Consider the following 22,575-nt stretch of genomic DNA (forward strand, 5'->3'; position numbering starts at 1 on the left):
AGTGGGTTAAGCCCTCACATGAATTGTGTTTTCTTTTTCATATTTTTTAAACATAATGTAATACAAAAATGCGCTTGCAAAGCCTAAAATACCTAAAAGGATGAACGTTGGTTTATACCCGATCCAGACTGTCAGAGGTATGGATATGGGGGCAAGGGTTCTGCTGAACGTAAACCTGAGACTGGAAGCAGCGAAATATTGTCCTCTCATTTGCTCTGGAGCAATTCTTGAAATAAAGCTCTGCTGCAGTCCAGCTGTCATCAATTCAGCAAACGTAAAGAGGGCCATAGCGCCAATCATTCCCCAAACCCAATCCACATGTCCATACCAGACAATCGCTGTGCCATAAAGAATAGAAGAAATGATGAAAACCCACTGTTCTTTATACTTTGACATCCAGCGTGTAATCACAATGGTCAAAATCGCAACAAGCACCCCGTTTTCAGATAAAATCATGCCATACGCCTGCTCTCCGTTTACATTAAAACTCCAATTCCCAATGGAGAAAATGGTTTGAATGCCGATCGTTTCCTTTGTAAAAACGGGGATCAGCAAATCAAGCTGCATAAACGTCTGGCCTGCGAGAATGCCTGCTAAAATATAAAGCATAAATGTCGGGTCATTGAAAATAATCCGATAATCTTTTACCTGCGTAATAAGAAATTGGAACCACTTTTCTTTTTTATCATGAATCGCTGTTTTCTCAGCAATAACGCTTGGCGCTGTTTCCCTTGTCCATTTGAACAAAATAAATGCCAACGCCATGCAAACGGCAGCGGCAAAAAGCAGCAGCTGGAAACGATAATGAATGTAAAAAATGCCCCCAAGAATCGGACCGATGACAACAGCAATATTAAGAGATGTATAAAAAACAGCAAAAACGTCGCTTCGATCCTTTTCGCTTACTACATCAGCCACCATCGCCTGGCTTGCCGGCCAGTAAAAAGAGCCAAACACTCCGACAAACGTAAAACAAACGAAAGCAAGCAGCGGCATATCAAGCCACGGTGAACTTGAAAACGCAAAAATCAAAAAGGAAATACCTTGGCCGAAGGAGGAAATAACCATCATTTTCTTTCTTCCAATTTTGTCTGCACTATAGCCCCCAAGCAAATTGGCCAAAACCGAAAACACCTGAGACAAAATCAGAAGCAGCCCTGCCATCTCTTTCCCAAACTCCTCAGAAAAATAAATTGCCAAAAATGGAAAGAACATCCAGTATGTAATATTCATCATAGCTTCGCCCATTAAGCGAACCTTTAAATTTTGATCCCAATCTCTAATCCTCATCATAATCCCCGCTTCCACAAATCGAACCACTCTCATCATAACTGGGGCGGTGAAGAGATGGCAAGATAAGTATTTGTTAAAGTTTTCCGGTAGCTGGGATTAGTTTTTTATAGCTCTTTTCTTAAACTTTGTTGCTTTCCTTACACTCTTCTTGAACATAACTGCAGATAAAATGAAATTTTTTTAGAAAAGATGCCCTCAAGCTAATCTTCATGCGTTTTTAAACTCATACGAACAGCAACAATTTTTGTGAAAACAGCCTTTTTTATAGATAGGGTATTTCCAGTTTAGCTTATCAACAGGGGATTGGATATGGAGTTGTCGTATTCGAAAATGAATTGGGGATTGGCTATCAAATGTGGTGTGCGCTCATAAAATGCTGTCTGCGCTCATAAATTGTCGTGTGCGCTCATAAATTCTGGTACCCGCTCATAAAATGCTATATGCGCTCATAAATTCTGGTACCCGCTCATAAAATGCTATATGCGCTCATAAACTCTGGTATCCGCTCATAAATTGCCGTGTGCGCTCATAAACTCTGGTACCCGCTCATAAATCGCCGTATGCATTCATAAACGTTATAATCCCCGCCTCTAAGCATGGCAAATCTTCTCTAAACTCTCAAATAATTCAAAATAACCTCAAATTACCTTTTAAACCTTATTCTTGGTCTCAATTACGACGAAAAAGAACAAAATTAATTGGAATTCAAATTCTTTCCAATAAAATAGTACCCTGATCTTTTGCAGAGCATGTACATGAGGAGAAAAGAAATTTCGTGTTCGAGCATTTTGACGCAAATTACTTGCTTGCATGTTAAATAGCCGATGAGATTCACGATTCCGAAATGCTGCTGAAAATTGAAAGCAGAATTAAAAGGAGGGACGCTGTTTCCTTTGAAAAAGCAAAATTAGCTCTGGCAGCTATAGCCTGAGATAGGGATAAAGCGAAACAAGCATTGGATAAAGGCTTTGCAGGTGTTTCTTCTAATTCTCTAATCTGCAGGGATGATGAACAAGAGCGCCTCGTGCGCAACTGCGCTAATGAAAAGAGTAAAACTTCTATAGTTTAAAAAAACTCCATGCACCAAAGTGCCTGGAGTTATGTTTCCTTCACAGTTATAACCTTAGTAATTTTCCTGATCGTTAAATCACGTAGATAATCTTCAGCCAGAAGGCCAAGTTTTATCGCGGCCTCAATCTTTTCTTTGTCTGGTTTTTTTACGACAAGCAAGCATTCGCCGAGGTTTGCCTCTTCCAGTTTTTGCACAGCTTCTTCTTCCTGATAGGATTCCGTTGTGCGAATTTGCCGTTGTACCTGATATTTTCCGGCTTTTAAAACACCCTTTTGATCTGAACCTGCTTTATGATCAAAATAATCATTAAATTCTTTCTTGAGCTGTTTCAGCTCTTCTTCAATTTGTTTTGCTTCTTTGTTCAGGATAAAAAAGCGTGAGGCCATTTCTTCCAGCAGACTTACAGATTGATTTTTCAACCACTTGTCCCTCCTAGATAAAGAAAATTTCTGTATTGCATTGTATGAGAACAGGGGGACAAATATTCTACAGTCTGAAAGGTCATAGCCTGTTTGACAGATTCATACACTAGCCAGTAGGGCAATGTAAATTTTAATAGTAATTCCTCCCTCTTTTTCTTTATAAAAAACTTGTAAAAACCATACATTCCTTTAAATCTTCTTTCATACACACCAGTTAAGCTGAAAGAAAAAGAGAACAAGGAGAGATTCAATTTGCGGTATTTTTTCTTGATTCTGATCAGCGGTGTGCTGATATGGTTTGCTGCTCATACTGCAAACAGCAATGCGGTGGCAGGAAAAAAGAAATTGGGGGAGGGAAGAGAGCTGATTACCATTGCTCATCGAGGAGCTTCAGGTTATGCTCCTGAAAACACCTTCGCTTCTTTTGATAAAGCTCTGAAGATGAAAACAGACTATATAGAATTTGATATACAGCGTACGAGTGACGGTAAGCTTGTCATCATTCATGATCAGACGGTAGACCGAACAACAAACGGAAGAGGGCCTGTGCAAAACATAGCCTTCAATCAGCTGAAAAAACTTGATGCAGGGAGCTGGTTTTCAAACGATTTTATAAACGAGAGAATTCCCTCTTTTCAGGAACTGCTTGACAGGTATGCGGGAAAAGTAAAAATGCTGATTGAATTAAAAAACCCTTCTCAGTATCCTGGTATCGAAAAAGAGGTTGCAGAGGTTTTGAAAAAATACCATTTAAATAACCGGCCAAATGATGAAATTATCATTCAATCTTTTGATAAAAGGTCTGTTCAAACGTTTCATCATTTGCTTCCGGATGTTTCAACGGGTGTTTTACTAAAATACAAGCCTTTTGGAATTCCGCCAAGGCAGCTTAAAGAGATTGCAAAGTATGCAGACTTTGTGAACCCTAATAAATCCATGGCGAATCCTCAGCTTGTTAATAGAATTCACGAGCTCGGAATGAAAACAACGCCTTATACAATTAATGACAGAGAAACGGCAAGTTATATGAAAAGTATCGGTGCAGACGGAATGGTGACAAATTATCCGGATTATGTGAAGGAATTAAATCAGGGGAAAAGAGGCCAATAAGGTCTTTTTTTAGTCTGTTTTCATAAAAGGCAGAAAGACATGCTGCGATTTTTGAAAAAACGAACAGAAAGATTATAATAGAGAAAATGAGAGGATAAAGGAGGCTCCAGGCAGAATGGATTTTTCACATATTGTCTCAGAAGAAAAGATTAAAAAGGCAATTAAAGAAGGGGAATTTGATAATCTCCCTGGAATGGGCAAGCCACTAGAGCTTGAGGATCTGTCGAGTGTACCTGAAAATTTAAGAATGGCATACAAAATGATGAAAAATGCAGGGATGCAGGATGATGAACCTGCCTTGAAAAAAGAGATATTAAGCATTCAGGATTTAATAAAGTCATGTACAGGAGAGGAGCGCGAGATACATGAAAAACGCCTTTTGGAAAAAGAAAGGCAGCTTGAGAAGCTTTTCAATAAGCGGAATTCCTTACGTTCTCCTTCTTCCGCTTTTTATAAAGAGAGAATTTATAAGAAATTAACGTAAAACATTTCCTGGGGAATACCGTCATTGTTTCCCGTGAAACATGTCGATATTTGGGAGAGATAATAGTTTGCTGATTATGGGTGTCGAAATCAGGGCCTGCTAAATACAATGATACAGCGGTTGCGTTATTTAAATAAGAAAGCTGCAGTATCCGTTTTTTTCTGCACACAAATTTTTTCAGACAAGATGCTGCTTGAAATGATTCATAAAATTCATGAACCGCTTGTCATTGGTTTTGATTCACCGCTTTCCTGCAATGATGGTGGCGGGGACAGAAAAGCTGACCGTCTTTTTCGCGAGTACATCAAAGGGCAGGGAATGCATCATGGATCGATTATGCCTCCGACACTAACGAAGCTGGTTTATTTAACCCTTCGGGGAATTTCCCTGACTAGAATGATTGAGAGGCTTTCCAAGCCGATTCAAGTGGTAGAGGTCCATCCAGGTGCGGCTATGTTTACAAGACTGAAAGATACTGAAAGGATACTTGCCTTGCTGTATAAAAAAAATCAAGTTCCAAAGAGTATTTAATGAGCTGGCTGGAGACTCAAAAATTAGAGGATATTCATAGGGAGAAGGAAATCTCCCCGCATTTGGTTGATGCTTGTGCAGCGGCACTTGCTGCATGGGGTTTTGAAGATCCTTCCAAGGAGCCGAGCTTTTTCATTCCTGCGGAATCTCCTTTTCATCCTTATGATTTTTGCTGCAGAAAACAGCTTCTATGCGAAGGCTGTTTTTATTTTTGCCATTTTCTAAAAGGGCTGTTTTCGCAGAGATTGTTGTTTTTCGTACATGCTTTTATCACGCATTTAGACTAGCATCGGGGCATCTTTTCTTAAAGTTTTTGCCATTCCAATGTTTTCGAGGACTAAATATAGGGTCATGAGCAACAAAGTTTAAGAGAAGAGCCTTCTTAAAATATTTTTTAAATAAAACGCTTGCAAAACATGTACATACAAGTATAGAATTATGGCATAACATGTATATACAAGTTTATGTAAACGCTTAAGGCGAAGTAATAACAATTATTCAGCGAGCCTTTCAATTTTAATGATTCTGAAAACGATTCCATAAGGGGGATGCAGCATGAGTCAATACAAAGAACCAGCACGTCAGATTGTTGAAGCTGTTGGCGGAAAAGAGAACATTGCAGCAGCAACACATTGTGTGACTAGACTGAGGTTTGCTTTAAAGGATGAAGGAAAAGTTGATAAGGAAAAGCTCGAGAGCATTGATATTGTAAAAGGATCTTTCTCAACAAACGGACAGTTCCAGGTCGTAATCGGTCAAGGGACTGTTAACAAAGTGTATGCTGAAATGGCATCGCAAACAGGAATTGGAGAATCTTCGAAAGAGGATGTAAAAAAAGCTTCTGAACAGCACTTAAATCCGCTTCAAAAAGCGATTAAAATATTGGCTGATATCTTCATACCGATCTTGCCGGCGATTGTAACGGCAGGTTTATTGATGGGGATTAATAATTTGTTAACTGGGCCAAAGATTTTCTTTGCAAAACCAGTCATTGAGGTTTATCCGCAATGGGCGGATTTATCCAGCATCATTAATTTGATTGCAAACACAGCATTTACCTTTCTTCCAGGCTTGATTGGCTGGTCGGCAGTGAAACGGTTTGGCGGAAGTCCTCTGCTTGGTATTGTTCTCGGTTTGATGCTTGTGCATCCAGAACTGTTAAGTGCCTGGGATATCGGGAAAAAAGATCCTGGGACATGGAATATTTTTGGCCTGACTGTTCAAAAAGTCGGTTATCAGGGACAAGTACTTCCTATATTGGCAGCGTCCTATTTGCTGGCTAAAATTGAAGTATTTCTGACGAAACGGGTACCTGATGCCATTCAGATGCTGATTGTACCGCCTGTTTCCCTTCTTGTTACAGGTTTCGCAGCATTCATAGTGATTGGTCCAATTACTTTTGCGATCAGCAATGCTTTGACTGGCGGAGTGATTGCACTTTTTACACATTTTGCAGCACTTGGCGGATTAATCTATGGCGGTTTGTATGGCGTTCTTGTTATTACAGGTATGCATCATACGTTCCTGGCAGTTGATCTTCAGCTTGCGAGCAAAGGAGGCACATTCTTATGGCCGATGCTTGCGCTTTCGAACATTGCACAAGGTTCAGCAAGTCTTGCAATGATGCTTGTGGCGAAGAATGAAAAGGAAAAAGGATTGGCGCTTACCTCTGCTATCTCAGCCTATCTCGGTGTGACAGAACCAGCCATGTTCGGTGTAAATCTGCGCTACCGCTTCCCATTTATTGCTGCTATTATCAGCTCTGCAATTGCGGGACTTGTGATCAGTGTTCAAGGAGTAAAGGCTTTCTCCATAGGGGTTGGGGGAATTCCAGGATTTTTATCCATCAGCAGCAATTATTGGCCGGCATTTTTCACAGGAATGGCAATCGTTCTTGTTGTACCGTTTGTGTTAACCTATATTATGGCTAAAACGAAACGTGAGAAAGCCGCTGAATAATAGGGATTAGGGACAAGTGATTGTCCCCTTTCCTATTTTAAAATGATGTGAAATTTGAAGTATGGCAAGTTTAAGCAGTAAAACTGATGGTTTGTGACGATCATTTTACACAATAGACAACTTGAAAAATTCCCTATCAATAAGGAAAACCTGCTTATTCAAAATTAGACATAAATCCAGCTTTAGCAGCTTCTCTATTTCCAGAAAAAACAAACTCAAAAAACTCAAAAATGGTGGTGCGGAACGATGAAAACCCCTTGGTGGAAAAAATCAGCAGTTTATCAAATATATCCGAAGAGCTTTAATGATACTACCGGCAATGGTGTGGGAGATCTGCAGGGGATCATTGAAAAGCTTGATTACTTGAAAGAACTTGGGATTGATGTGATTTGGCTGACGCCTATCTATGCGTCTCCTCAAAAGGATAATGGCTATGATATTAGCGATTACTACAGTATTCATAAGGAATATGGAACAATGGAAGATTTTGATCGCCTTTTGGAAGAAGCTCATGAAAGAGGCATCAAATTGATTATGGACATTGTTGTGAATCATACTTCTACAGAGCACAGATGGTTCAAGGAATCAGCTTCCTCTAAAGAAAATGCATTCAGAGATTACTACATTTGGAGAGAACCTAAAGAGGGTGGGGAACAGCCGTCCAACTGGGAATCGAAATTCGGCGGTAGTGCCTGGGAGCTTGATGAAAAAACAGGTGAATATTATTTGCACCTATTCGACGTGACCCAGGCTGATCTGAACTGGGAAAACGGCGAAGTGCGAAAGAATGTTTATGACATGATGCATTATTGGTTTAAAAAAGGAGTCGATGGATTTCGCCTGGATGTGATTAATCTGATTTCAAAGGATCAGGCTTTTCCTGATGATGATGGATCTGCTGCTCCTGGAGACGGGCGAAAATTTTATACAGATGGCCCAAGGGTGCATGAATATATGCAGGAAATGAACCGTGAGGTATTCTCCAAATATGAGGCTATGACGGTTGGGGAAATGTCTTCCACGACAATCGAAAATTGTATCAGCTATTCAAATCCCGATCGGAAAGAATTAAGCATGACATTTAATTTTCATCATCTAAAAGTTGATTATCCAAACGGGGAAAAATGGACTGTTGCGGAGTTTGATTTTCAGAAGCTGAAACAAATTCTTTCCACTTGGCAAACAGAGATGAACCGCGGAGGAGGGTGGAATGCCCTATTCTGGTGCAACCACGATCAGCCGAGGGTTGTGTCCCGGTATGGAAATGACAGAGAGTACCACAAGGAATCCGCTAAAATGCTTGCAACAGTCATTCACATGATGCAGGGAACGCCTTATGTTTACCAAGGCGAAGAATTTGGGATGACCAATCCAAAATTCAGCCGAATCCAGGATTACCGTGATGTCGAAACCATTAATATTCACCGCTTGCTGAAGGATGCCGGGAAAAGTGAAGAGGGTATTCTAGAGATATTAAAACGAAAATCCCGTGATAATTCCAGGACGCCGGTACAGTGGGATAGCTCTGAAAATGCTGGATTTACAACTGGAACCCCTTGGATTCCAGTGGCGGAAAATTACGTTTTAATCAATGCAGAGGAAGCTTTCCGCGATCAAAATTCGATTTTCTATCATTATCAAAAGCTCATTTCGCTTAGAAAAGAGTATGACATTATAACGGCGGGAGATTATGAACTGATTGCTGAAGACCATCCCGAGGTTTTTTCATATGTACGAAATGGAGAACATGAAAAATTGCTTGTTGTCAGCAACTTTTATGGAAATGAAATTGAATTTGAAATACCGCATCAACTGGAAATTGACAGCTATGATTCTGAAATTCTGATTTCGAATTACGAGGATACGGAGGATGCTTCTTCTAAGATCAGGCTGCGCCCTTATGAAAGTGCCGTTTATCACCTGAAAAAATAATGCTACAATCTTAGAAGGTGATTACAGTGAAGACAAATAAATATTTATCCGTTTATCAGGAGCTATCTGATCAAATTAAAAAGGGAGAAATTCCTCCGAAAAAAACGCTGCCGTCAGAGAATGATTTGGCGGAACGCTTTCAAACGTCAAGAGAAACGGTAAGAAAGGCACTGAACCTCCTTTCTCAAAATGGGTTTATCCAGAAGGTAAAAGGAAAAGGCTCCATCGTTCTGGATGCTGAGAAATTAAATTTTCCGGTATCTGGGCTGACCAGTTTTAAAGAACTTGCTGATAGAATGAAAAGTTCTTCGAAAACAATTGTATATGAGTTTGGCTTAATGCAGCCGGATGCGTTTCTGCAGAAACAGCTGAGAGCTGACAGCACAGATGAGATTTGGAAGGTTGTCCGCGCCAGAGAGATTGAAGGAGAACGGATCATTCTTGACAAGGATTTTCTGAACAAAAAATATGTTCCCTTTTTATCGAAAGGTATATGTGAAAACAGCATTTTTGAGTATATCGAAAACGATCTGCAGCTGAAAATCAGCTATGCCAAAAAGGAGATCGTTGTGGAGGACTGTACAGAAGAGGATTATCAATACCTTGATATTGCCCATTTCCAGCATATTGTCGTTGTCCGTAACTACATATTTCTTGATGATACCAGTTTGTTTCAATATACGGAGTCAAGACACAGGCTTGATAAATTCAGGTTTGTTGATTTTGCCCGTCGGGGACAGGCTTAAAGAAAACGGCTGCACTAAGCATGTGCAGCCGTTTTTATTTAAGGCTGTTTTCGCAGAGATTGTTGTTTTTCGTACATGCTTTTACCACGCATTTAGACTAGCATCGGGGCATCTTTTCTTAAAGTTTTTGCCATCCCAATGGTTTCGAGGAATAAATACAGGGTCATGAGCAACTAAGTTTAAGAAAAGAGCCTTATTTAATGTTTTTCCCAGTGATAGATCTGAAGACATGATAACCGCTAACAGAGACGCCAATCGTTCCTGTCTCAGGAAAGACACAATCACCGTATAGCCAGAGGCCTGTTACTCCCGCTGTTTTCCGGTACTATGTTTTCATTATGCCTCTCAAATCCCATGCAAAGGGTAGCTCCAACAGGAAATAAAAAATCTTTCCTTTCAAACTTGCCTGCACAGCCGCCCCATTTATTTGAAGCTTCTAGAACGGTAACTGGATACCCTGCTTTTGCAAGAAGCGCTGCCGCAGTCAAACCACCTATGCCGCCACCGATGATAAGTATAGTATTCATTCATAAAACTCCGCTTCTTTTTAAGTAAGTTGTTCTTTCTATACCCGAAAAAATTTCGTTGTCATGCGATACTGGACAAATCGTTTTCGAAACAGTTTTTACATATACTTTTTTGAAGGCAGTTTTTGCAAAGATTGTTGTTATTCATATGTGTTTACAACACGGATGAAGATAAGCTTCGTGGCATCTTTTCTTAAAATTTACAGTTGTATTTTTGTTTGGAATTCTTTTATTTTGATGAAAAACAACAAAGTTTAAGAAAAGGGCCTTTTTGAAAGAGGTTAATTACGATTTCAATGTCTCATACTAGTCCAGAATATAACGAATAGAAGGTGGTAAAGTGTGGATCATGATATCGGCTGCTATTTTTTTGACGCTGCTCCTGCTTTTAGCTGCCGTTCCGCTGTACTTCTCAAACCTTATTATTTTTCCAAGAAAGGTTGAGTATAAGGAAACATACAAAATAGGCGTGAAAAATGGCGAGATCAATAATGAAGAGTTTGAACGGCTGAAAAAGGAAGAGCTGTTCATCGACTCCTATTATGATTACAAAATACATGCTATGTATTTTCCATACGAAAAGAGCAATAAGGTGATTATTATTGCCCATGGCATTATGTGGTCGTTGTTTGGAAGCTACAAGTATGTCGAAATGTTTCATGAGAAAGGCTATAATGTTCTCCTTTGTGATCACCGGTTTCACGGATTAAGCGGGGGCAATCATACCTCCTTTGGATATTATGAAAAAGATGATTTAAGAGCATGGGTTGATTATCTCTATGAAAAGATCGGTGATAATGCATTCGTAGGTGTCCTTGGGGAGTCACTTGGTGCAGCCTCGGCCCTGCAATTTATTAAAAAAGACAAACGGGTAGGTTTCTGTATTTCAGACTGCTCCTTCAGTGATTTAACGGCACTTATCCGCTTAAGGCTAAGGGTTGATTTCAAAATCAGGATGGAGCCGCTGATCACGCTAACAAGCTTTGTTACAAGAATCCGCTACGGTTGGGGTTTCAGAGAAATTTCACCAATTAAAAATCTGGATCAGGTAGAAACGCCGATCCTGTTTATCCACGGGGTTGATGACGATTTTATTCCCTATAAAATGTCAGTGGACATGTACAATTTAAAAAAAGGACACAAAAAGCTTTACCTCGTTCCGAATGCAGGGCATGCTAATGCCTTTTTAACCGATAAAAAAGGATACAAGGAGCACATCGGAGAATTTTTAAAGGATATTGAAAACCTGCACGATGTTGGGGGCAATGGCGGAAAGTATTTGCCTGCCTATGATTAGCCTTTTTAAAGCTTAAAGTATCCCTATTCACCTCCCTTTTTAAAGAAGAAAAGCCGATCATTGTGTTTTTTTTGAAAAGAAGTGGGGTACATTCTATGTGTAGACATAATAGTGGGAGGTAATGTTAAAATGGGTAAAAAAATTGCTGTTGTTTTGACTGATTATTTTGAGGATTCCGAGTATACAGAGCCTGCGAAAGAATTTAAAGAAGCGGGTCATGAGTTAACGGTTATCGAAATGGAAAAAGGCAAAACCATTAAAGGCAAACAGGGAGAAGCTTCTGTTACTGTAGATGCTTCCATCGATGATGTAAGCCCAAGCGATTTTGATGCGCTGCTGATTCCGGGCGGCTTCTCACCGGATCAGCTTAGAGCAGATGAACGTTTTGTAAGCTTTACGAAACAGTTTATGGATGATAAAAAACCTGTTTTTGCAATCTGCCATGGACCTCAGCTTCTCATTACGGCCAAAGCTTTAGAAGGCCGCGGCGCAACTGGTTTTAAATCCATTCAAACAGACATGGAATATGCTGGAGCAAAGGTTGAAGACAAGGAGGTTGTCGTTTGCAGCAACCAGCTTGTAACAAGCCGTACACCAGATGATATTCCTGCTTTCGTTCGTGAATCTTTAAAATTGCTTCAATAATATAGATGAAAAAACAGGCTCTCTTAATTTGAAGAGCCTGTTTTTTTTCGAATATGTATAAGGGCAAGCCTCTAATGAAGAGCCGTGCCGCTGTCATTTTCATTCTCTTTCGGCACAGCATCAATTCGTTCAGCATCTTCAGGATGGATTCCAGATTTCAGTGCTACAATGATTCCGGTAACTGCGAGGATTAAAAAGAGTAAAAAAACAGCCGTCACTAACCACCAGCCAGCCACTCGCATCCGCCTCCCTCCACTAACTAATATGCTGGAGGGGAGGACGTTATGACGTCCTCCGAGTTTATTTTTTCAGGCTGCCCAGTTCTTCGACGATTGCCTGCATATCTCTTGGACTGAAGTTGTCCTTTTTCATGACAAAATCATAGATGTCTTTCAGTTCTTCGTACATTTCTTCATTGAAATGAGTAGATTTAATGGCGCCGATGTTAACAACTTTCAGTTTTTCTTTTATACCATCGATCATATACTCAATGTTCTCCGGTGATTTCTCAGTTAAATTCATTTTTTTCATCCTTTCGCGATTTTCAGATTGGTTTTATTGTAACATGGATTGTGAATGATCCTATTATCAAAAAAGGCAAAAAGTGAAAGGCGTGATAATAAAGGGAGGAAGTGAGAAAATGCAGGAAGAGGAGGGTTTATATGATCAGAGTGCTGTTCGTTTGTTTGGGAAACATCTGCCGATCTCCAATGGCAGAGGCGGTGAGAAACATTGTGAAAGAAGATGGACTATCAGATAAAATCGAAATTGATTCAGCTGGAACAGGAGATTGGCACGTCGGAAATCCGCCCCATGAAGGAACGAGAAAAATACTTGATACGAACCGTATTGATTATATCGGCATGAAAGCACGCAAGGTTTTTACGGGTGATTTGACCCGCTTTCAGTACATAATTTGCATGGATGCTGAAAACCTGGGGAATCTGCACCGCATGGCCGGATACTCCGAAACTGGTTTTATTGGAAGGCTGATGGACTTTGTCGAAAACAGTGAAATTGATGATGTACCGGATCCTTATTTTACGGGGAATTTCGATGAAGTGTATGAAATGGTGACAGAAGGATGCAAAGGTTTGCTAAAAACCATAAAAGAAGAAAATAACCTTTAGGGAAAGGGGTATACTGATGAGTGAGAAAAGCACATTAGTACAAAATATGTTAATTGGAGCAGCAGCAGGGGCTGTTGTATCTCTCTTTCACAAGCCAACTAGAACAGCTCTTATAAGGGACGGGAAAGCATTTGGTTTAAGAGTGCAGCGATATTTTGAGGATCCATCTCTTTTTACGAAAGATGTAAGAGAAACAACGGATAAAACGAGGGACCTTGTACAGAAGCTGACAACAGATGTTAAATATGTGAATGAAAAAGTAAATCAGCTTAAAGCTACAACACCTGCCGTTATTGAGTCGATCAGAGAAACAAAAGAAAAATTGTTTACTCCTATCCTGGATGAAAGCCGGGAGGAAAAAAAGGGATTGTAAGCGTATGGTTAAAAGACCAAAGGGGTCTTTACTGAAAGAATTATTTCTGCGATACGTAAAGGATGAAGTAGGGGGCCTCGCTGCCGAACTTGCTTATTTCTTTCTGCTTGCGTTATTTCCATTTCTCATCTTTTTAATTACCTTGATCGGGTATCTTCCTCTATCCATTGATGACATCCTGAATGTTATCCGGGAATATGCTCCTGGTCAAAGCATGGAAATTATTGAAATGACGCTGCAGCAAATATTAAACAAGCAAAACAGCGGGTTATTGTCCTTTGGAATCATCGCTACCCTTTGGTCTGCTTCCAATGGCATTAATGCAATTGTGAGAGCTTTTAATCGTGCTTATGAAGTGAAGGAAAACCGTTCATTTATTGTGGCGAGAGGAACCATTATTCTCCTTACAATCGCGATGATCTTTGTGATCATCATCGCTCTTTTGCTTCCTGTCTTCGGAGAGGAGATCGGCCGCTTCATTTTCAACGCTGCTGGCATCCCAAGCATGTTTATGAGTGTCTGGAATACGGTGCGCTGGGTTTTAAGCGGGGTGATCATTTTTATTGTACTGACTGCTTTGTATTATTTTGGACCAAACAAAAAATATCATGTCAAGTCTGCTTTGCCGGGTGCCTTTTTGGCAACGATTGCCTGGGTTCTCGTTTCTTCAGCCTTTTCCTTTTACGTCGGCCATTTTGGGAATTTCAGCGCAACCTATGGCAGCATAGGCGGAATCATTGTTCTGCTTGTGTGGTTCTATCTGACAGGCATGATTATCATTATTGGAGGAGAGCTTAATGCCATCCTTTATAAGCGGAACACAGAGGCGTCATGATTACCAGAAGTTTTTCTTATGAGAAGTTTGTTTCTCGGGAAAAGTATGAAAGAAGTCTTAGGAGGCTTCAAATATCATATCCAGGGGGAACTCATATGAGCAAACAAAGCAAAAAAGGCGGCAGCCATAATAAACAAAATTCCAAAAGCAAGCCAAATGGAAAAACGAGCAGCAGCGCAAACGGGCAAAATGGATATCACTAAATAACGAAGGCCCGGATAAGAGCAAACTGTTCTTATCCGGGCTTTTTTTTCTTAATGGGATTTCCATTTAAAAATAGCTGTACTATAATTCAAAGAACAGAATGGAGGACAACATAATGAAAAAACAAACCCTGTTATTCATCGGAGCCGGCCGCATGGCTGAAGCGATTATCGGCGGTCTTGTCCGAAACAGCAAGGAATACATAGAAAAAATCATTGTTTCAAATACAGGAAATATCGAGCGCCTCAATGCTCTCAAACATAAATATCCCGTACAAACGGCAGATAATTGGAAACAGGATGCAGAAAAGGCAGATGTCATTGTGCTTGCCATGCCGCCTTCTGCACATGACTCCATTCTAAAAGAGCTTTCTGATGTTTTGACCCATCAGTTTGTTGTTACTATTGCAGCTGGTATTGGTCCTTCTTATTTAGAAGAGCGGCTTCCGGAATATACGCCTGCAGCATGGATTATGCCGAATACCTCAGCAACAATCGGAGAATCCATTTCGCTTTATGCTGTTGGTAAATCTGTTAAGCCTAAGCACAGGGAAGCACTGCAGCTGATCCTTGACGGAATTGGACAGTCAGAAGAATTTACAGAAGATCAAGTGCATAATCTGACTGCTGTAACAGGAAGTGCCCCAGCCTTTTTATATTACTTTGCCGAAACGCTAATAGAAGCAGCGAAGGATATGGGTATACAGGAAGAAAGGGCTAAAAAGCTAGTGATTCAAATGATTTACGGTTCAAGCAGGATGCTTGAACAGGAGAAGAGTCCCTCTGCTCTAAGGGAACAGGTCACAACGCCAGGCGGGGCAACAGCAGAAGGGTTAAAAGTCCTTTATGAAAACCACATGGCAGAAATGATGAAAAAAGCCATTGCGGCCACAAATAAAAAAGCTCGCGGGAATTAAAAAGTTTTATCCTTCTATTGCACATTTAGTTAAAAAATTTGTTTGCCGTTTTCTTTCATGTGGTAAATGAAAACTAAGTACATGGTATCTAGACAGAAGTGAATTTAGAAGGTAGTCTTATATTGGATAGATAAGAATGAAATATTGTATAAGGTAACTACTCGTGCAACCGGCTTATAAACTAAAGACGGAGAGGCGATTATATTGGAAAATGGCAGCAGACTGAAAAAGCTCGAAGCATTTGTCGACAAGTATCGGAAGTTGGGCATTCAAATTGAGGTAGTGAAATCTAGAATGGAACTTTCTAAAGAACTGCAGGATTTTCAATCAGTTCATGCCAAATCCTCCTGACAAAAAGGCAACCGAGGGATCGGATGCCTTTTTGTTTTGTCTTTTTTCATCCAAAATGCCTTGTTATTCCCCAGATTCAAGACTCTTCTTGTAAACGCATGAATAAATATGTTCGATTTCCTCGTCCGTCATAATCAGCAATGTCTCCTGATCAATGGCTTTCATCATTTTAATAAAATGGATCATGTTTTTCCGTTCTTGTCTGCTCATTTTCATTCCTCCTAATTGTTATGATACAGATTATTATTATTTGTTTTATTATATAACAGAATATTCAGAAGGTTCAACCCATTTTTTAAAAATTGGCTCAGTTAAAGCTAAATGTTGATTTTTGCACCATGTTGATTGGAGCGGGTGCTGAAACTTCTGCTTAGAAAAACTGGTCAAGGGAGACCCCCGCAAGCGCTAAGCGCCGAGGAGGCTTCCGGACCGCCCGCTTAAGATGAGTGCCTGAAGCGGAAATCAACAGTCAAGTTTACAGAGTCTAAAAATTAAAGCGCTGCTTCACGATTGTAAAGCGGCGCATTCCCGATTCTTATGAAATACATTTATAAGGAAAATAATCAGCAGCATCAAACTGATAATATGAAAAGGATTCCCTGATTTCATCAGCTGCAGATAGGCTCCTCCAATGAGTGGACCGGTAATGCTTCCTGCACTGAAACTAATGCCGCAAAGAAGGTTGCCGGCTGGCAATAGATTTTTTGGCAAAAGGTCAGCCATATAGCTTAAACCGAGAGAAAAGGTTGTGCCGACAAGCATACCGGCAAGCAGGAAGAATAAGAGCAGCAGTGAAAAGGATTCGGTCAAGCTGGCTAAGAAAAAGACCGCAAACCCTGAGAACATAACAAACAGAATGACTGGCCTTCTCCCGAATTTGTCGCTCAATATGCCAAGGGGGAGCTGAAAGATGATGCTTCCTACAGAAAAAGCAGGCAGCAGCCAGGCAACCTGTTCCGGTGTCATGCCTGATTTTAATGCAAATACAGGATAATTTCCATTGATGGTTGCCTCAAGAAATCCGTAGCATAGCGGAGGAAGAAACGCGATCCAGCCAGCTCTCCAGGCATATGAAAACCGCTTGGCCGTTTCAAGAACCGAGGAGGTTTCCACTTGTTCCGGAAAGTCATTTCTAAGGACAAAAGCAAGAAGCCAAATCAAGAAGCTGACACTTCCGGTAATTAGAAAAGGGTAAGAAGGATTTGTTTCGGCAAGTCCTGATAAAAATGGTCCTGCTGCAAATCCAAGTCCAAAGCATAATCCGTAAAGCGAAATATTGCGTCCCCTGTTTCCCTTTGTGGAAAGGGACGTAATCCAGGTTTGAGTCGAGAAGTGAAGCATGTTGTCACCTATTCCGATTAGAAGCCTGAGTAAAAACCAAAGCCAGAAGGATTTAATAAAAACGAAACAAAAAAGGCTTAAAAAAACAACAAAGCCGCCTATTAAAATTAATTTTTTATAGCCCAATTTTCTTAATGGATATTCCATAAAAGGGGAGGCAATCAAAACTCCAATATAAAGCCCTGTTGCATGAAGGCCATTCAAAGAAGCAGGATATCCCTCCTGTTCAAAAATTATGGCTAAGACAGGGAGCAGCATTCCTTGGGAAAATCCGGATATCGTAACGATCATAATCAATACAGTAAAACGCAGTTTCTCCATAATTACCCCTCGTTCACTAAGGGTCTTTTCTTAAATTTTGCTGTTTTTTCATCTAAATAAGTAAATTTAAAGTAAGAGGACATCCGCATTTTTAAGAAAAGATGCCACGAAGCTAATCTTTATGCGTGTTCTAAACTTATACGAATAGCAACAATCTTTGCGAAAACACCTTCATTTATTTCCTTCCTGAATGTATCATTCTATCCTTTTATTTTCAATTGAGATGATAACCATGTAAAATGGTAGCCAAAATAAAGGAGGAATTGCGATGGAATTTGAAATGACTGAACAGGGATTTAAGGTGCCATTTGATTTTGGAGAGCTTGAGATTTCTGGAAATGAAGCGTACGGTTTTCGTCCATACCAGCTGATGGCCGCTTCCATTGCTGGCTGCAGCGGAGGGGTACTTCGCCAAATTCTTGTAAAGAAAAAGCTTGAGGTTGAGGATATTGCGATTTCTGCCGAAGTTACCCGAAACGAGGCGGAAGCCAATCGGATTGAAAAAATCAGTCTTCACTACGCAATAAAGGGAACAAATCTGGAAGAAACAAAAATCAAAAAAGCGATTGATCTTGTTAAACGGAACTGCTCAATGGCGAGATCTGTTGAAGGAAGCATTGAAATAGAGGAAACGTTTGAGATCGTTTAAGGCGGGGTAAAGGAAAATTGGAAAAATGTGCATAGGGAGATACCCAGGTGAAAGAATAGTAATAGAAAACAGACATATATTTCATTTCTGTCGCATACAGCAATAGTACATAGTCAAAAAAGCAATCGATTAAGAAAGACAGGTGATCCCCATCGTTAATCGGATTTTTTTAATAGCAGTGATTATAGGTGTGCCTTTTTCCTTTATTGGCAGCCTTGTTGATCTTTCCTCTACCCTTATGTTTATCATATACTCACTAACGATTATTGCACTTGCAGGTTTTATGGGAAGAGCGACGGAAAGCTTATCAGCTGTAGCAGGACCCAGAATTGGCGGGCTTCTAAATGCAACCTTTGGAAATGCAGTTGAGCTGATTATTTCTATTTTTGCCCTTCAGGCTGGTCTCGTAAATGTAGTGCTGGCTTCTTTAACCGGTTCCGTTATAGGAAATCTTCTGCTAGTTGCAGGACTGTCCTTTTTCGTAGGCGGCATTAAGTATAAACGCCAGCAATTCAACGTGTTTGATGCCCGTCATAATTCGGGTCTTCTCACTTTCGGAATTATCGTCGCTTTTGTCATTCCTGAAGTTTTCTCTATGCAGATGGGAAAAAGTGAAACGCTGTCCCTAAGTGTCGGAATTTCGGTTATCCTGATCATTCTCTATCTTGCTGCTTTATTTTTCAAGCTTGTTACCCATCGCGGCGTTTATCAGCACAAAATTGAAGAAACTGCTGCTTCAGAAGAGCATGAAGAGCCAGAGTGGTCAGCGAAGAAATCCATCATTATCCTTCTTTTAGCCACGATTGCAGTAGCCTACATATCTGAACATCTGGTACATACGTTTGAAACAGTCGGGAAACAGTTTGGCTGGAGTGAGCTTTTTATTGGGGTTATTATCGTAGCTATTGTTGGGAACGCTGCTGAGCATGCGTCTGCTATTGTGATGGCCTTTAAAAATAAAATCAGCATCTCGGTGGAAATTGCCATGGGTTCGACCCTTCAGGTAGCCATGTTTGTCGCGCCGGCGCTTGTGATTGTCTCGCTTTTGTTCGATCATAAAATGCCGCTCATCTTCACATTGCCAGAGCTTGTTTCTATGGTTACAGCTGTTTTCTTATCCGTTATCCTTCTGAATGATGGGGATACAAACTGGTTTGAGGGCGCTACCCTGCTTGCAGCCTATCTGATTATGGGAATTGGATTTTATTTATTGTAAAGGCTCTTTAGCAGCCATTGTAAAAATGGACACAAAAAAACGGCGTGTGCCACCAACACAACGCCGCAGTAGGACGAAACAATCAACACACCGAAACAGCCTGAATAACTGTTTAGAAGGAAGAACCTAAGGTCATTAAAGCTTGATTGTTTGAATTAATCATACATTCTTACTATTCTGATGTAAATATGGCAAAAGGCAATTTAAAGAAAAAATATTTCTTATGGATTTTTTTTGAATTAGTACTTTATAACTGTTTGAAAAAAGCGCTTTTCGCGCTTTTTTTTAATAGAAAAGAAAGTATAAATTTCTACTGAATTATCTCATGTTGTAAAAGTTGAATTTTCCAGCTCCAGCGCCTAGTCCGAGTCTTTAGGTCACTTCAGAAAAGCCCGCAAAGTGAAAACCGGACTTTGCGGGCTTTTCTGTAAGCAGCATGCCTAGGCTGTTCAAGGCGCTTGCGCTTTTCTTAATTATACACACATCATAAATCCGACATAAGCAGAGAGGATGAATCCGATCCCTGTCAAAAAGGAAAGGAAAACAGATGCCTTTCTTAAAAATCCGAAAATAGTGAGAAAAAGAAAAATAGCTGACAGGAAAAGCATCACTGAACCCAGTCCGGTCAGGGAAAAGGAAGCATTTGCCGTATTGCCTGCAAAAATGGAAAACAAAGATGAGGTGCCATCTGTTCTTAAGGTTTCTTTAATCACGTGCGGCGGATCCTGTTGACTGAGTACACCTGTTACAGCAAAAACCATCAATACATAAATGCTTTCAGCTTTTGCCCAAGGCAGGGGATTGACTTGCCGCTTTTTCTTTAACAGCCCTTTTATCAAGAATCCATTAATGATGCCAAAGAAAAGAATGGGAATAATCAGCAATTGTTTAATCAATAGCGTTTGGCCGTAATTCAACTGCCATGTTTCAGGGTACTGGGTAATATCCATTACAAGTGTCATAAGCAAAAATCCAGAAAAAGCAACAAAAAAAACGCAAATGGAAGCAAGCGGGGTGTACCATCTCAAAAACCGCAGCCAGTTGCTAGTATCCTTTGTGAACCAGCCTGCAAGAAATAGAACACCTACCCACAGGCTCATAGAAATCAAATGGGAAGCATGATACATAATACCGATCGGGTTAATCGAAGCCACATGGCTCGTTGCACTTTGCGAAAAGATCATCAGCAGAACAAAAAACAGCGAAATCGCTGCATATTGCTTATTGGTCTGCACAGGAAGAAATGATGCAAATAAATAAAAAATGACGATGATCACAAAGGTGAGCACATAAGCCTGCCCAATTTCAAACTCTCCAATGACCTTCACAAGCCCATAATAAAATCCTCCTGCATCAAAAAAGCGAAAAGCAAGCTCTACTATGGGAGCAAAAGAAAACAAAGCCACACCAAGAATAGAGGCTTGAATCAAGCGTCTAGAAACCTCTTGAACTGGCTTATTTTCATCCTTTGCGAATGCCATTGTGAAGGTACCTATCAGGATAGCAAAAGAAAGATAGAGAAAAAATTTGCAGATGATCAGAAATACTGTCACCATTATTTTTTTCCTTTTCTCATAACTGTAAATAGGCCAGCAATTGCTGCAATTACCAGGATTCCCGCAAGCACCATGATAGCTGGATTTATGCCAGATTTATTTGAGGCTTGCTTGTTCTCCATTTTTTCCTTATTCGTTGGCTCCGTTTGCTGTTTTGTTTCTTTTTTAGCTGGCTCTTCTTTTTTCTTTTGGGCAGCCGGTGCTGTTTCCTGTTTTTTTAGATCAGCTGTAAAACCCAATTTTCCTTGAATTTGGTGACCGTCAACTCCAACGATATTCCATTTGACGGTATAATCACCGTTTTCCAGATTTTTTGGAATTTCACCTTTTACAGTTTTACCATCTATTTGAACATTTGAGACGGGGATTTCTTTTGATCCAAGAAGCAATTTAAAAGTACTTGTCGGTTCAATCATTGTATTGAAGGTAAGGGAAATGGTATTAAGCGGTTCTTTTATTACAGCACCATCTTTAGGGGTAGAGCTCACGAGTCTTGAATGAGCACTTACCGCTGCTCCACTAAATGAAAAAATGATGAGTAATACCAATATGATTTTTTTCATTATAAAAGCTCCTTTTATGTATCTTTCTGCATTTATTGTATCAATTTTTTGAAAAGAGTTCCTCATATCCTGTGATCATCACATGACAATTCTCTACTTCATATTATTTCTTTTCCAATTGAGGGATAAACTTTCCGATGTGAGAAAAAACTATCGGTAAAGCAAGTGAAAGGGGTATTGAGAAATGAAAAAAGGACTGCTTGTCTCAGTGGTCATGCTTTTATCGATCTGTTTTTCCTGTCTCAGTACTGTTGGAGCGGGAGCAAAAATAAAAATGCCTTCATCAGTACTTGATCTTTCAAAAGATAATACGTATCCTAATCCGACTCAGGATCTGCCGCATCTGGAGCCGAGCGAATTGGCAAAACAGCTGCTCAGCACAGCATCCATCAAAATTGAAAACCCTAATTTGATCAGATTAATGAACGAATCATCGATCGCCAATACAAAGGTTGCCATCGGCTACAAAGCGACTATTTTTCTTGGACAATGGGCACTCAATTATGACTCTAATGAAACAACCGTGAACTGGGAATATCAAAAGATCAATACAAACAAACTCGATAACAGAGGCGGCAACGCACCTGGTCAAATGCATTACGTTCAAGAGCAGCAAAAAAGGGTGAAGGGCGGATTAACAGCCTATATTCCAAACGCAGAAGATGTGAAAAAAATGGTGCTGATGGAAGCTATGAAAAAAACCAATCTGCCGCTTTCCTTTGAAACAGTGATTGGGCAAGGGACAAAAAAGGAACAGGTGTACAATATTCCAACGAGAAAAATTGGCTACCTGAACGCCTATACGCCTGCCGTCAATGAAAAAGGGAAAGTCACTTACGGGGAAGTGTACTTGGTTTTGAAAGGACATTCCCAAAAGATAGTGATTAAAAATGTCGTGTCACAAGGAATTGGTGCCTGGATTCCTGTACAGGATCATGCATCGTTCAGCTATGGGGTGTATGAAACACCAAGATAAAAAATAGGACCTGGCCCTCAGTGCTTTAATAGACTGAAGGACAGGTCCCGTTTATTTTGAGTTATTGAACGAGAAGGGTTCAATAACTTGGGGACAGTCCTTTTATACTTTATAGAAAAAGGGCAG

General features: G+C 40.2%; 25 protein-coding genes and 1 pseudogene. 16 read left to right on the forward strand and 10 right to left on the reverse strand.

The genetic code is table 11. The annotated features are described in order from the left end of the window. Positions 1 to 6: 6 nt before the first annotated feature. On the reverse strand, positions 7 to 1,290 hold the full coding sequence (locus ACOT8F_RS15085) for an MDR family MFS transporter (protein ID WP_421652860.1): 1,284 nt from the start codon (positions 1,288 to 1,290) through the stop codon (positions 7 to 9). Positions 1,291 to 2,391: 1,101 nt separating this feature from the next. After that, positions 2,392 to 2,784, reverse strand: a complete 393-nt coding sequence (locus ACOT8F_RS15090; protein ID WP_421652759.1) for a hypothetical protein — start codon at positions 2,782 to 2,784, stop codon at positions 2,392 to 2,394. A 255-nt stretch (positions 2,785 to 3,039) separates the two neighbouring features. Here ACOT8F_RS15090 and ACOT8F_RS15095 point away from each other — a divergent pair, with 255 nt between their 5' ends. From ACOT8F_RS15095 to treR, 7 genes are all read left to right on the forward strand, one after another. Beyond that, positions 3,040 to 3,897 (forward strand): glycerophosphodiester phosphodiesterase, encoded by an 858-nt coding sequence (locus ACOT8F_RS15095; RefSeq protein ID WP_421652760.1) that lies wholly within the window; start codon positions 3,040 to 3,042, stop codon positions 3,895 to 3,897. A 115-nt stretch (positions 3,898 to 4,012) separates the two neighbouring features. Then, the gene (locus tag ACOT8F_RS15100) at positions 4,013 to 4,381 is read left to right on the forward strand and encodes a DnaJ family domain-containing protein (protein WP_421652761.1); all 369 of its coding nucleotides are present in this window, start codon (positions 4,013 to 4,015) and stop codon (positions 4,379 to 4,381) included. Between the two features lie 198 nt (positions 4,382 to 4,579). Continuing rightward, entirely contained in the window at positions 4,580 to 4,912 is a 333-nt protein-coding gene (locus ACOT8F_RS15105) for a hypothetical protein (protein WP_421652762.1), read from the forward strand. Next, a complete protein-coding gene (locus ACOT8F_RS15110; protein ID WP_421652763.1) occupies positions 4,912 to 5,199 on the forward strand; it encodes a hypothetical protein in 288 nt (95 codons plus the stop codon). The genes ACOT8F_RS15105 and ACOT8F_RS15110 overlap by 1 nt, the downstream gene beginning before the upstream one ends. A 268-nt stretch (positions 5,200 to 5,467) precedes the next feature. After that, positions 5,468 to 6,871, forward strand: coding sequence for a PTS system trehalose-specific EIIBC component (gene treP, locus ACOT8F_RS15115; RefSeq protein ID WP_421652764.1), 1,404 nt, complete (start codon positions 5,468 to 5,470; stop codon positions 6,869 to 6,871). A gap of 246 nt (positions 6,872 to 7,117) precedes the next feature. After that, on the forward strand, positions 7,118 to 8,803 hold the full coding sequence (gene treC, locus ACOT8F_RS15120) for an alpha,alpha-phosphotrehalase (protein WP_421652765.1): 1,686 nt from the start codon (positions 7,118 to 7,120) through the stop codon (positions 8,801 to 8,803). A gap of 26 nt (positions 8,804 to 8,829) precedes the next feature. Further along, the gene (gene treR, locus ACOT8F_RS15125; protein ID WP_421652766.1) at positions 8,830 to 9,549 is read left to right on the forward strand and encodes a trehalose operon repressor; all 720 of its coding nucleotides are present in this window, start codon (positions 8,830 to 8,832) and stop codon (positions 9,547 to 9,549) included. Between the two features lie 344 nt (positions 9,550 to 9,893). Here the strand turns inward: treR and ACOT8F_RS15130 are convergent. Further along, positions 9,894 to 10,076: pseudogene (locus tag ACOT8F_RS15130) on the reverse strand (FAD-dependent oxidoreductase); the annotation flags it as partial. Between the two features lie 349 nt (positions 10,077 to 10,425). Between ACOT8F_RS15130 and ACOT8F_RS15135 the strand changes: the two are divergent. Continuing rightward, complete coding sequence (locus tag ACOT8F_RS15135; RefSeq protein ID WP_421652861.1) at positions 10,426 to 11,373, forward strand: alpha/beta hydrolase; 948 nt, start codon at positions 10,426 to 10,428, stop codon at positions 11,371 to 11,373. A 129-nt stretch (positions 11,374 to 11,502) separates the two neighbouring features. Next, positions 11,503 to 12,018: a type 1 glutamine amidotransferase domain-containing protein gene (locus ACOT8F_RS15140; RefSeq protein ID WP_421652767.1), complete on the forward strand. Its 516-nt coding sequence runs from the start codon at positions 11,503 to 11,505 to the stop codon at positions 12,016 to 12,018. A gap of 71 nt (positions 12,019 to 12,089) precedes the next feature. Here ACOT8F_RS15140 and ACOT8F_RS15145 read toward each other — a convergent pair whose 3' ends face one another. Together ACOT8F_RS15145 and ACOT8F_RS15150 are read right to left on the reverse strand one after the other, a co-directional pair. After that, positions 12,090 to 12,254: a hypothetical protein gene (locus tag ACOT8F_RS15145; protein WP_421652768.1), complete on the reverse strand. Its 165-nt coding sequence runs from the start codon at positions 12,252 to 12,254 to the stop codon at positions 12,090 to 12,092. 64 nt (positions 12,255 to 12,318) lie between these two features. Then, positions 12,319 to 12,540: a DUF1128 domain-containing protein gene (locus tag ACOT8F_RS15150; RefSeq protein ID WP_421652769.1), complete on the reverse strand. Its 222-nt coding sequence runs from the start codon at positions 12,538 to 12,540 to the stop codon at positions 12,319 to 12,321. A gap of 140 nt (positions 12,541 to 12,680) precedes the next feature. Here ACOT8F_RS15150 and ACOT8F_RS15155 point away from each other — a divergent pair, with 140 nt between their 5' ends. From ACOT8F_RS15155 to proC, 4 genes are all read left to right on the forward strand, one after another. After that, positions 12,681 to 13,148, forward strand: coding sequence for a low molecular weight protein-tyrosine-phosphatase (locus ACOT8F_RS15155; RefSeq protein ID WP_421652770.1), 468 nt, complete (start codon positions 12,681 to 12,683; stop codon positions 13,146 to 13,148). Between the two features lie 16 nt (positions 13,149 to 13,164). Then, on the forward strand, positions 13,165 to 13,521 hold the full coding sequence (locus ACOT8F_RS15160) for a hypothetical protein (protein ID WP_421652771.1): 357 nt from the start codon (positions 13,165 to 13,167) through the stop codon (positions 13,519 to 13,521). Between the two features lie 4 nt (positions 13,522 to 13,525). Beyond that, positions 13,526 to 14,356 carry a YihY/virulence factor BrkB family protein gene (locus ACOT8F_RS15165; RefSeq protein WP_421652772.1) on the forward strand — a complete coding sequence of 277 codons (831 nt, stop codon included), beginning with the start codon at positions 13,526 to 13,528 and terminating at the stop codon, positions 14,354 to 14,356. Between the two features lie 316 nt (positions 14,357 to 14,672). Beyond that, positions 14,673 to 15,476, forward strand: coding sequence for a pyrroline-5-carboxylate reductase (proC, locus tag ACOT8F_RS15170; RefSeq protein WP_421652862.1), 804 nt, complete (start codon positions 14,673 to 14,675; stop codon positions 15,474 to 15,476). Positions 15,477 to 15,650: 174 nt separating this feature from the next. Here proC and ACOT8F_RS15175 read toward each other — a convergent pair whose 3' ends face one another. From ACOT8F_RS15175 to ACOT8F_RS15185, 3 genes are all read right to left on the reverse strand, one after another. Continuing rightward, complete coding sequence (locus tag ACOT8F_RS15175) at positions 15,651 to 15,803, reverse strand: glutathione S-transferase N-terminal domain-containing protein (RefSeq protein WP_421652773.1); 153 nt, start codon at positions 15,801 to 15,803, stop codon at positions 15,651 to 15,653. An 87-nt stretch (positions 15,804 to 15,890) separates the two neighbouring features. Then, positions 15,891 to 16,037 carry a BH0509 family protein gene (locus tag ACOT8F_RS15180; protein ID WP_421652774.1) on the reverse strand — a complete coding sequence of 49 codons (147 nt, stop codon included), beginning with the start codon at positions 16,035 to 16,037 and terminating at the stop codon, positions 15,891 to 15,893. A gap of 294 nt (positions 16,038 to 16,331) precedes the next feature. After that, entirely contained in the window at positions 16,332 to 17,489 is a 1,158-nt protein-coding gene (locus ACOT8F_RS15185) for an MFS transporter (protein WP_421652775.1), read from the reverse strand. A gap of 268 nt (positions 17,490 to 17,757) precedes the next feature. Between ACOT8F_RS15185 and ACOT8F_RS15190 the strand changes: the two genes are divergently transcribed. Next, positions 17,758 to 18,138, forward strand: a complete 381-nt coding sequence (locus tag ACOT8F_RS15190; protein WP_421652776.1) for an OsmC family protein — start codon at positions 17,758 to 17,760, stop codon at positions 18,136 to 18,138. Between the two features lie 151 nt (positions 18,139 to 18,289). After that, positions 18,290 to 19,354: a calcium/proton exchanger gene (gene cax / locus ACOT8F_RS15195; RefSeq protein WP_421652863.1), complete on the forward strand. Its 1,065-nt coding sequence runs from the start codon at positions 18,290 to 18,292 to the stop codon at positions 19,352 to 19,354. A 473-nt stretch (positions 19,355 to 19,827) separates the two neighbouring features. Here the strand turns inward: cax and ACOT8F_RS15200 are convergent, their stop codons facing one another. Together ACOT8F_RS15200 and ACOT8F_RS15205 are read right to left on the reverse strand one after the other, a co-directional pair. Beyond that, the gene (locus ACOT8F_RS15200) at positions 19,828 to 20,910 is read right to left on the reverse strand and encodes a copper resistance D family protein (protein WP_421652777.1); all 1,083 of its coding nucleotides are present in this window, start codon (positions 20,908 to 20,910) and stop codon (positions 19,828 to 19,830) included. Next, the gene (locus tag ACOT8F_RS15205) at positions 20,910 to 21,473 is read right to left on the reverse strand and encodes a copper resistance CopC family protein (RefSeq protein ID WP_421652778.1); all 564 of its coding nucleotides are present in this window, start codon (positions 21,471 to 21,473) and stop codon (positions 20,910 to 20,912) included. The genes ACOT8F_RS15200 and ACOT8F_RS15205 overlap by 1 nt, the downstream gene beginning before the upstream one ends. Positions 21,474 to 21,657: 184 nt before the next feature. Here ACOT8F_RS15205 and ACOT8F_RS15210 point away from each other — a divergent pair, with 184 nt between their 5' ends. Continuing rightward, positions 21,658 to 22,449, forward strand: coding sequence for a YfkD famly protein (locus tag ACOT8F_RS15210; protein WP_421652779.1), 792 nt, complete (start codon positions 21,658 to 21,660; stop codon positions 22,447 to 22,449). Positions 22,450 to 22,575: the final 126 nt, after the last annotated feature.

Source organism: Chryseobacillus diguaensis, assembly GCF_049220665.1.
Taxonomy (GTDB): domain Bacteria; phylum Bacillota; class Bacilli; order Bacillales; family Bacillaceae; genus Metabacillus_B.

Excerpts from the sequence above, each read along its gene's own strand:
- ACOT8F_RS15085 (WP_421652860.1), bottom strand. The coding sequence starts at position 1,290 with ATGAGGATTAGAGATTGGGATCAAAATTTAAAGGTTCGCTTAATGGGC.
- ACOT8F_RS15100 (WP_421652761.1), top strand. The coding sequence starts at position 4,013 with ATGGATTTTTCACATATTGTCTCAGAAGAAAAGATTAAAAAGGCAATT.
- ACOT8F_RS15105 (WP_421652762.1), top strand. The coding sequence starts at position 4,580 with ATGATTCATAAAATTCATGAACCGCTTGTCATTGGTTTTGATTCACCG.
- ACOT8F_RS15110 (WP_421652763.1), top strand. The coding sequence starts at position 4,912 with ATGAGCTGGCTGGAGACTCAAAAATTAGAGGATATTCATAGGGAGAAG.
- treP (WP_421652764.1), top strand. The coding sequence starts at position 5,468 with ATGAGTCAATACAAAGAACCAGCACGTCAGATTGTTGAAGCTGTTGGC.
- treC (WP_421652765.1), top strand. The coding sequence starts at position 7,118 with ATGAAAACCCCTTGGTGGAAAAAATCAGCAGTTTATCAAATATATCCG.
- ACOT8F_RS15135 (WP_421652861.1), top strand. The coding sequence starts at position 10,426 with ATGATATCGGCTGCTATTTTTTTGACGCTGCTCCTGCTTTTAGCTGCC.
- ACOT8F_RS15140 (WP_421652767.1), top strand. The coding sequence starts at position 11,503 with ATGGGTAAAAAAATTGCTGTTGTTTTGACTGATTATTTTGAGGATTCC.
- ACOT8F_RS15150 (WP_421652769.1), bottom strand. The coding sequence starts at position 12,540 with ATGAATTTAACTGAGAAATCACCGGAGAACATTGAGTATATGATCGAT.
- ACOT8F_RS15155 (WP_421652770.1), top strand. The coding sequence starts at position 12,681 with ATGATCAGAGTGCTGTTCGTTTGTTTGGGAAACATCTGCCGATCTCCA.
- ACOT8F_RS15160 (WP_421652771.1), top strand. The coding sequence starts at position 13,165 with ATGAGTGAGAAAAGCACATTAGTACAAAATATGTTAATTGGAGCAGCA.
- ACOT8F_RS15165 (WP_421652772.1), top strand. The coding sequence starts at position 13,526 with ATGGTTAAAAGACCAAAGGGGTCTTTACTGAAAGAATTATTTCTGCGA.
- ACOT8F_RS15180 (WP_421652774.1), bottom strand. The coding sequence starts at position 16,037 with ATGAGCAGACAAGAACGGAAAAACATGATCCATTTTATTAAAATGATG.
- ACOT8F_RS15185 (WP_421652775.1), bottom strand. The coding sequence starts at position 17,489 with ATGGAGAAACTGCGTTTTACTGTATTGATTATGATCGTTACGATATCC.
- ACOT8F_RS15190 (WP_421652776.1), top strand. The coding sequence starts at position 17,758 with ATGGAATTTGAAATGACTGAACAGGGATTTAAGGTGCCATTTGATTTT.
- ACOT8F_RS15200 (WP_421652777.1), bottom strand. The coding sequence starts at position 20,910 with ATGGTGACAGTATTTCTGATCATCTGCAAATTTTTTCTCTATCTTTCT.
- ACOT8F_RS15205 (WP_421652778.1), bottom strand. The coding sequence starts at position 21,473 with ATGAAAAAAATCATATTGGTATTACTCATCATTTTTTCATTTAGTGGA.
- ACOT8F_RS15210 (WP_421652779.1), top strand. The coding sequence starts at position 21,658 with ATGAAAAAAGGACTGCTTGTCTCAGTGGTCATGCTTTTATCGATCTGT.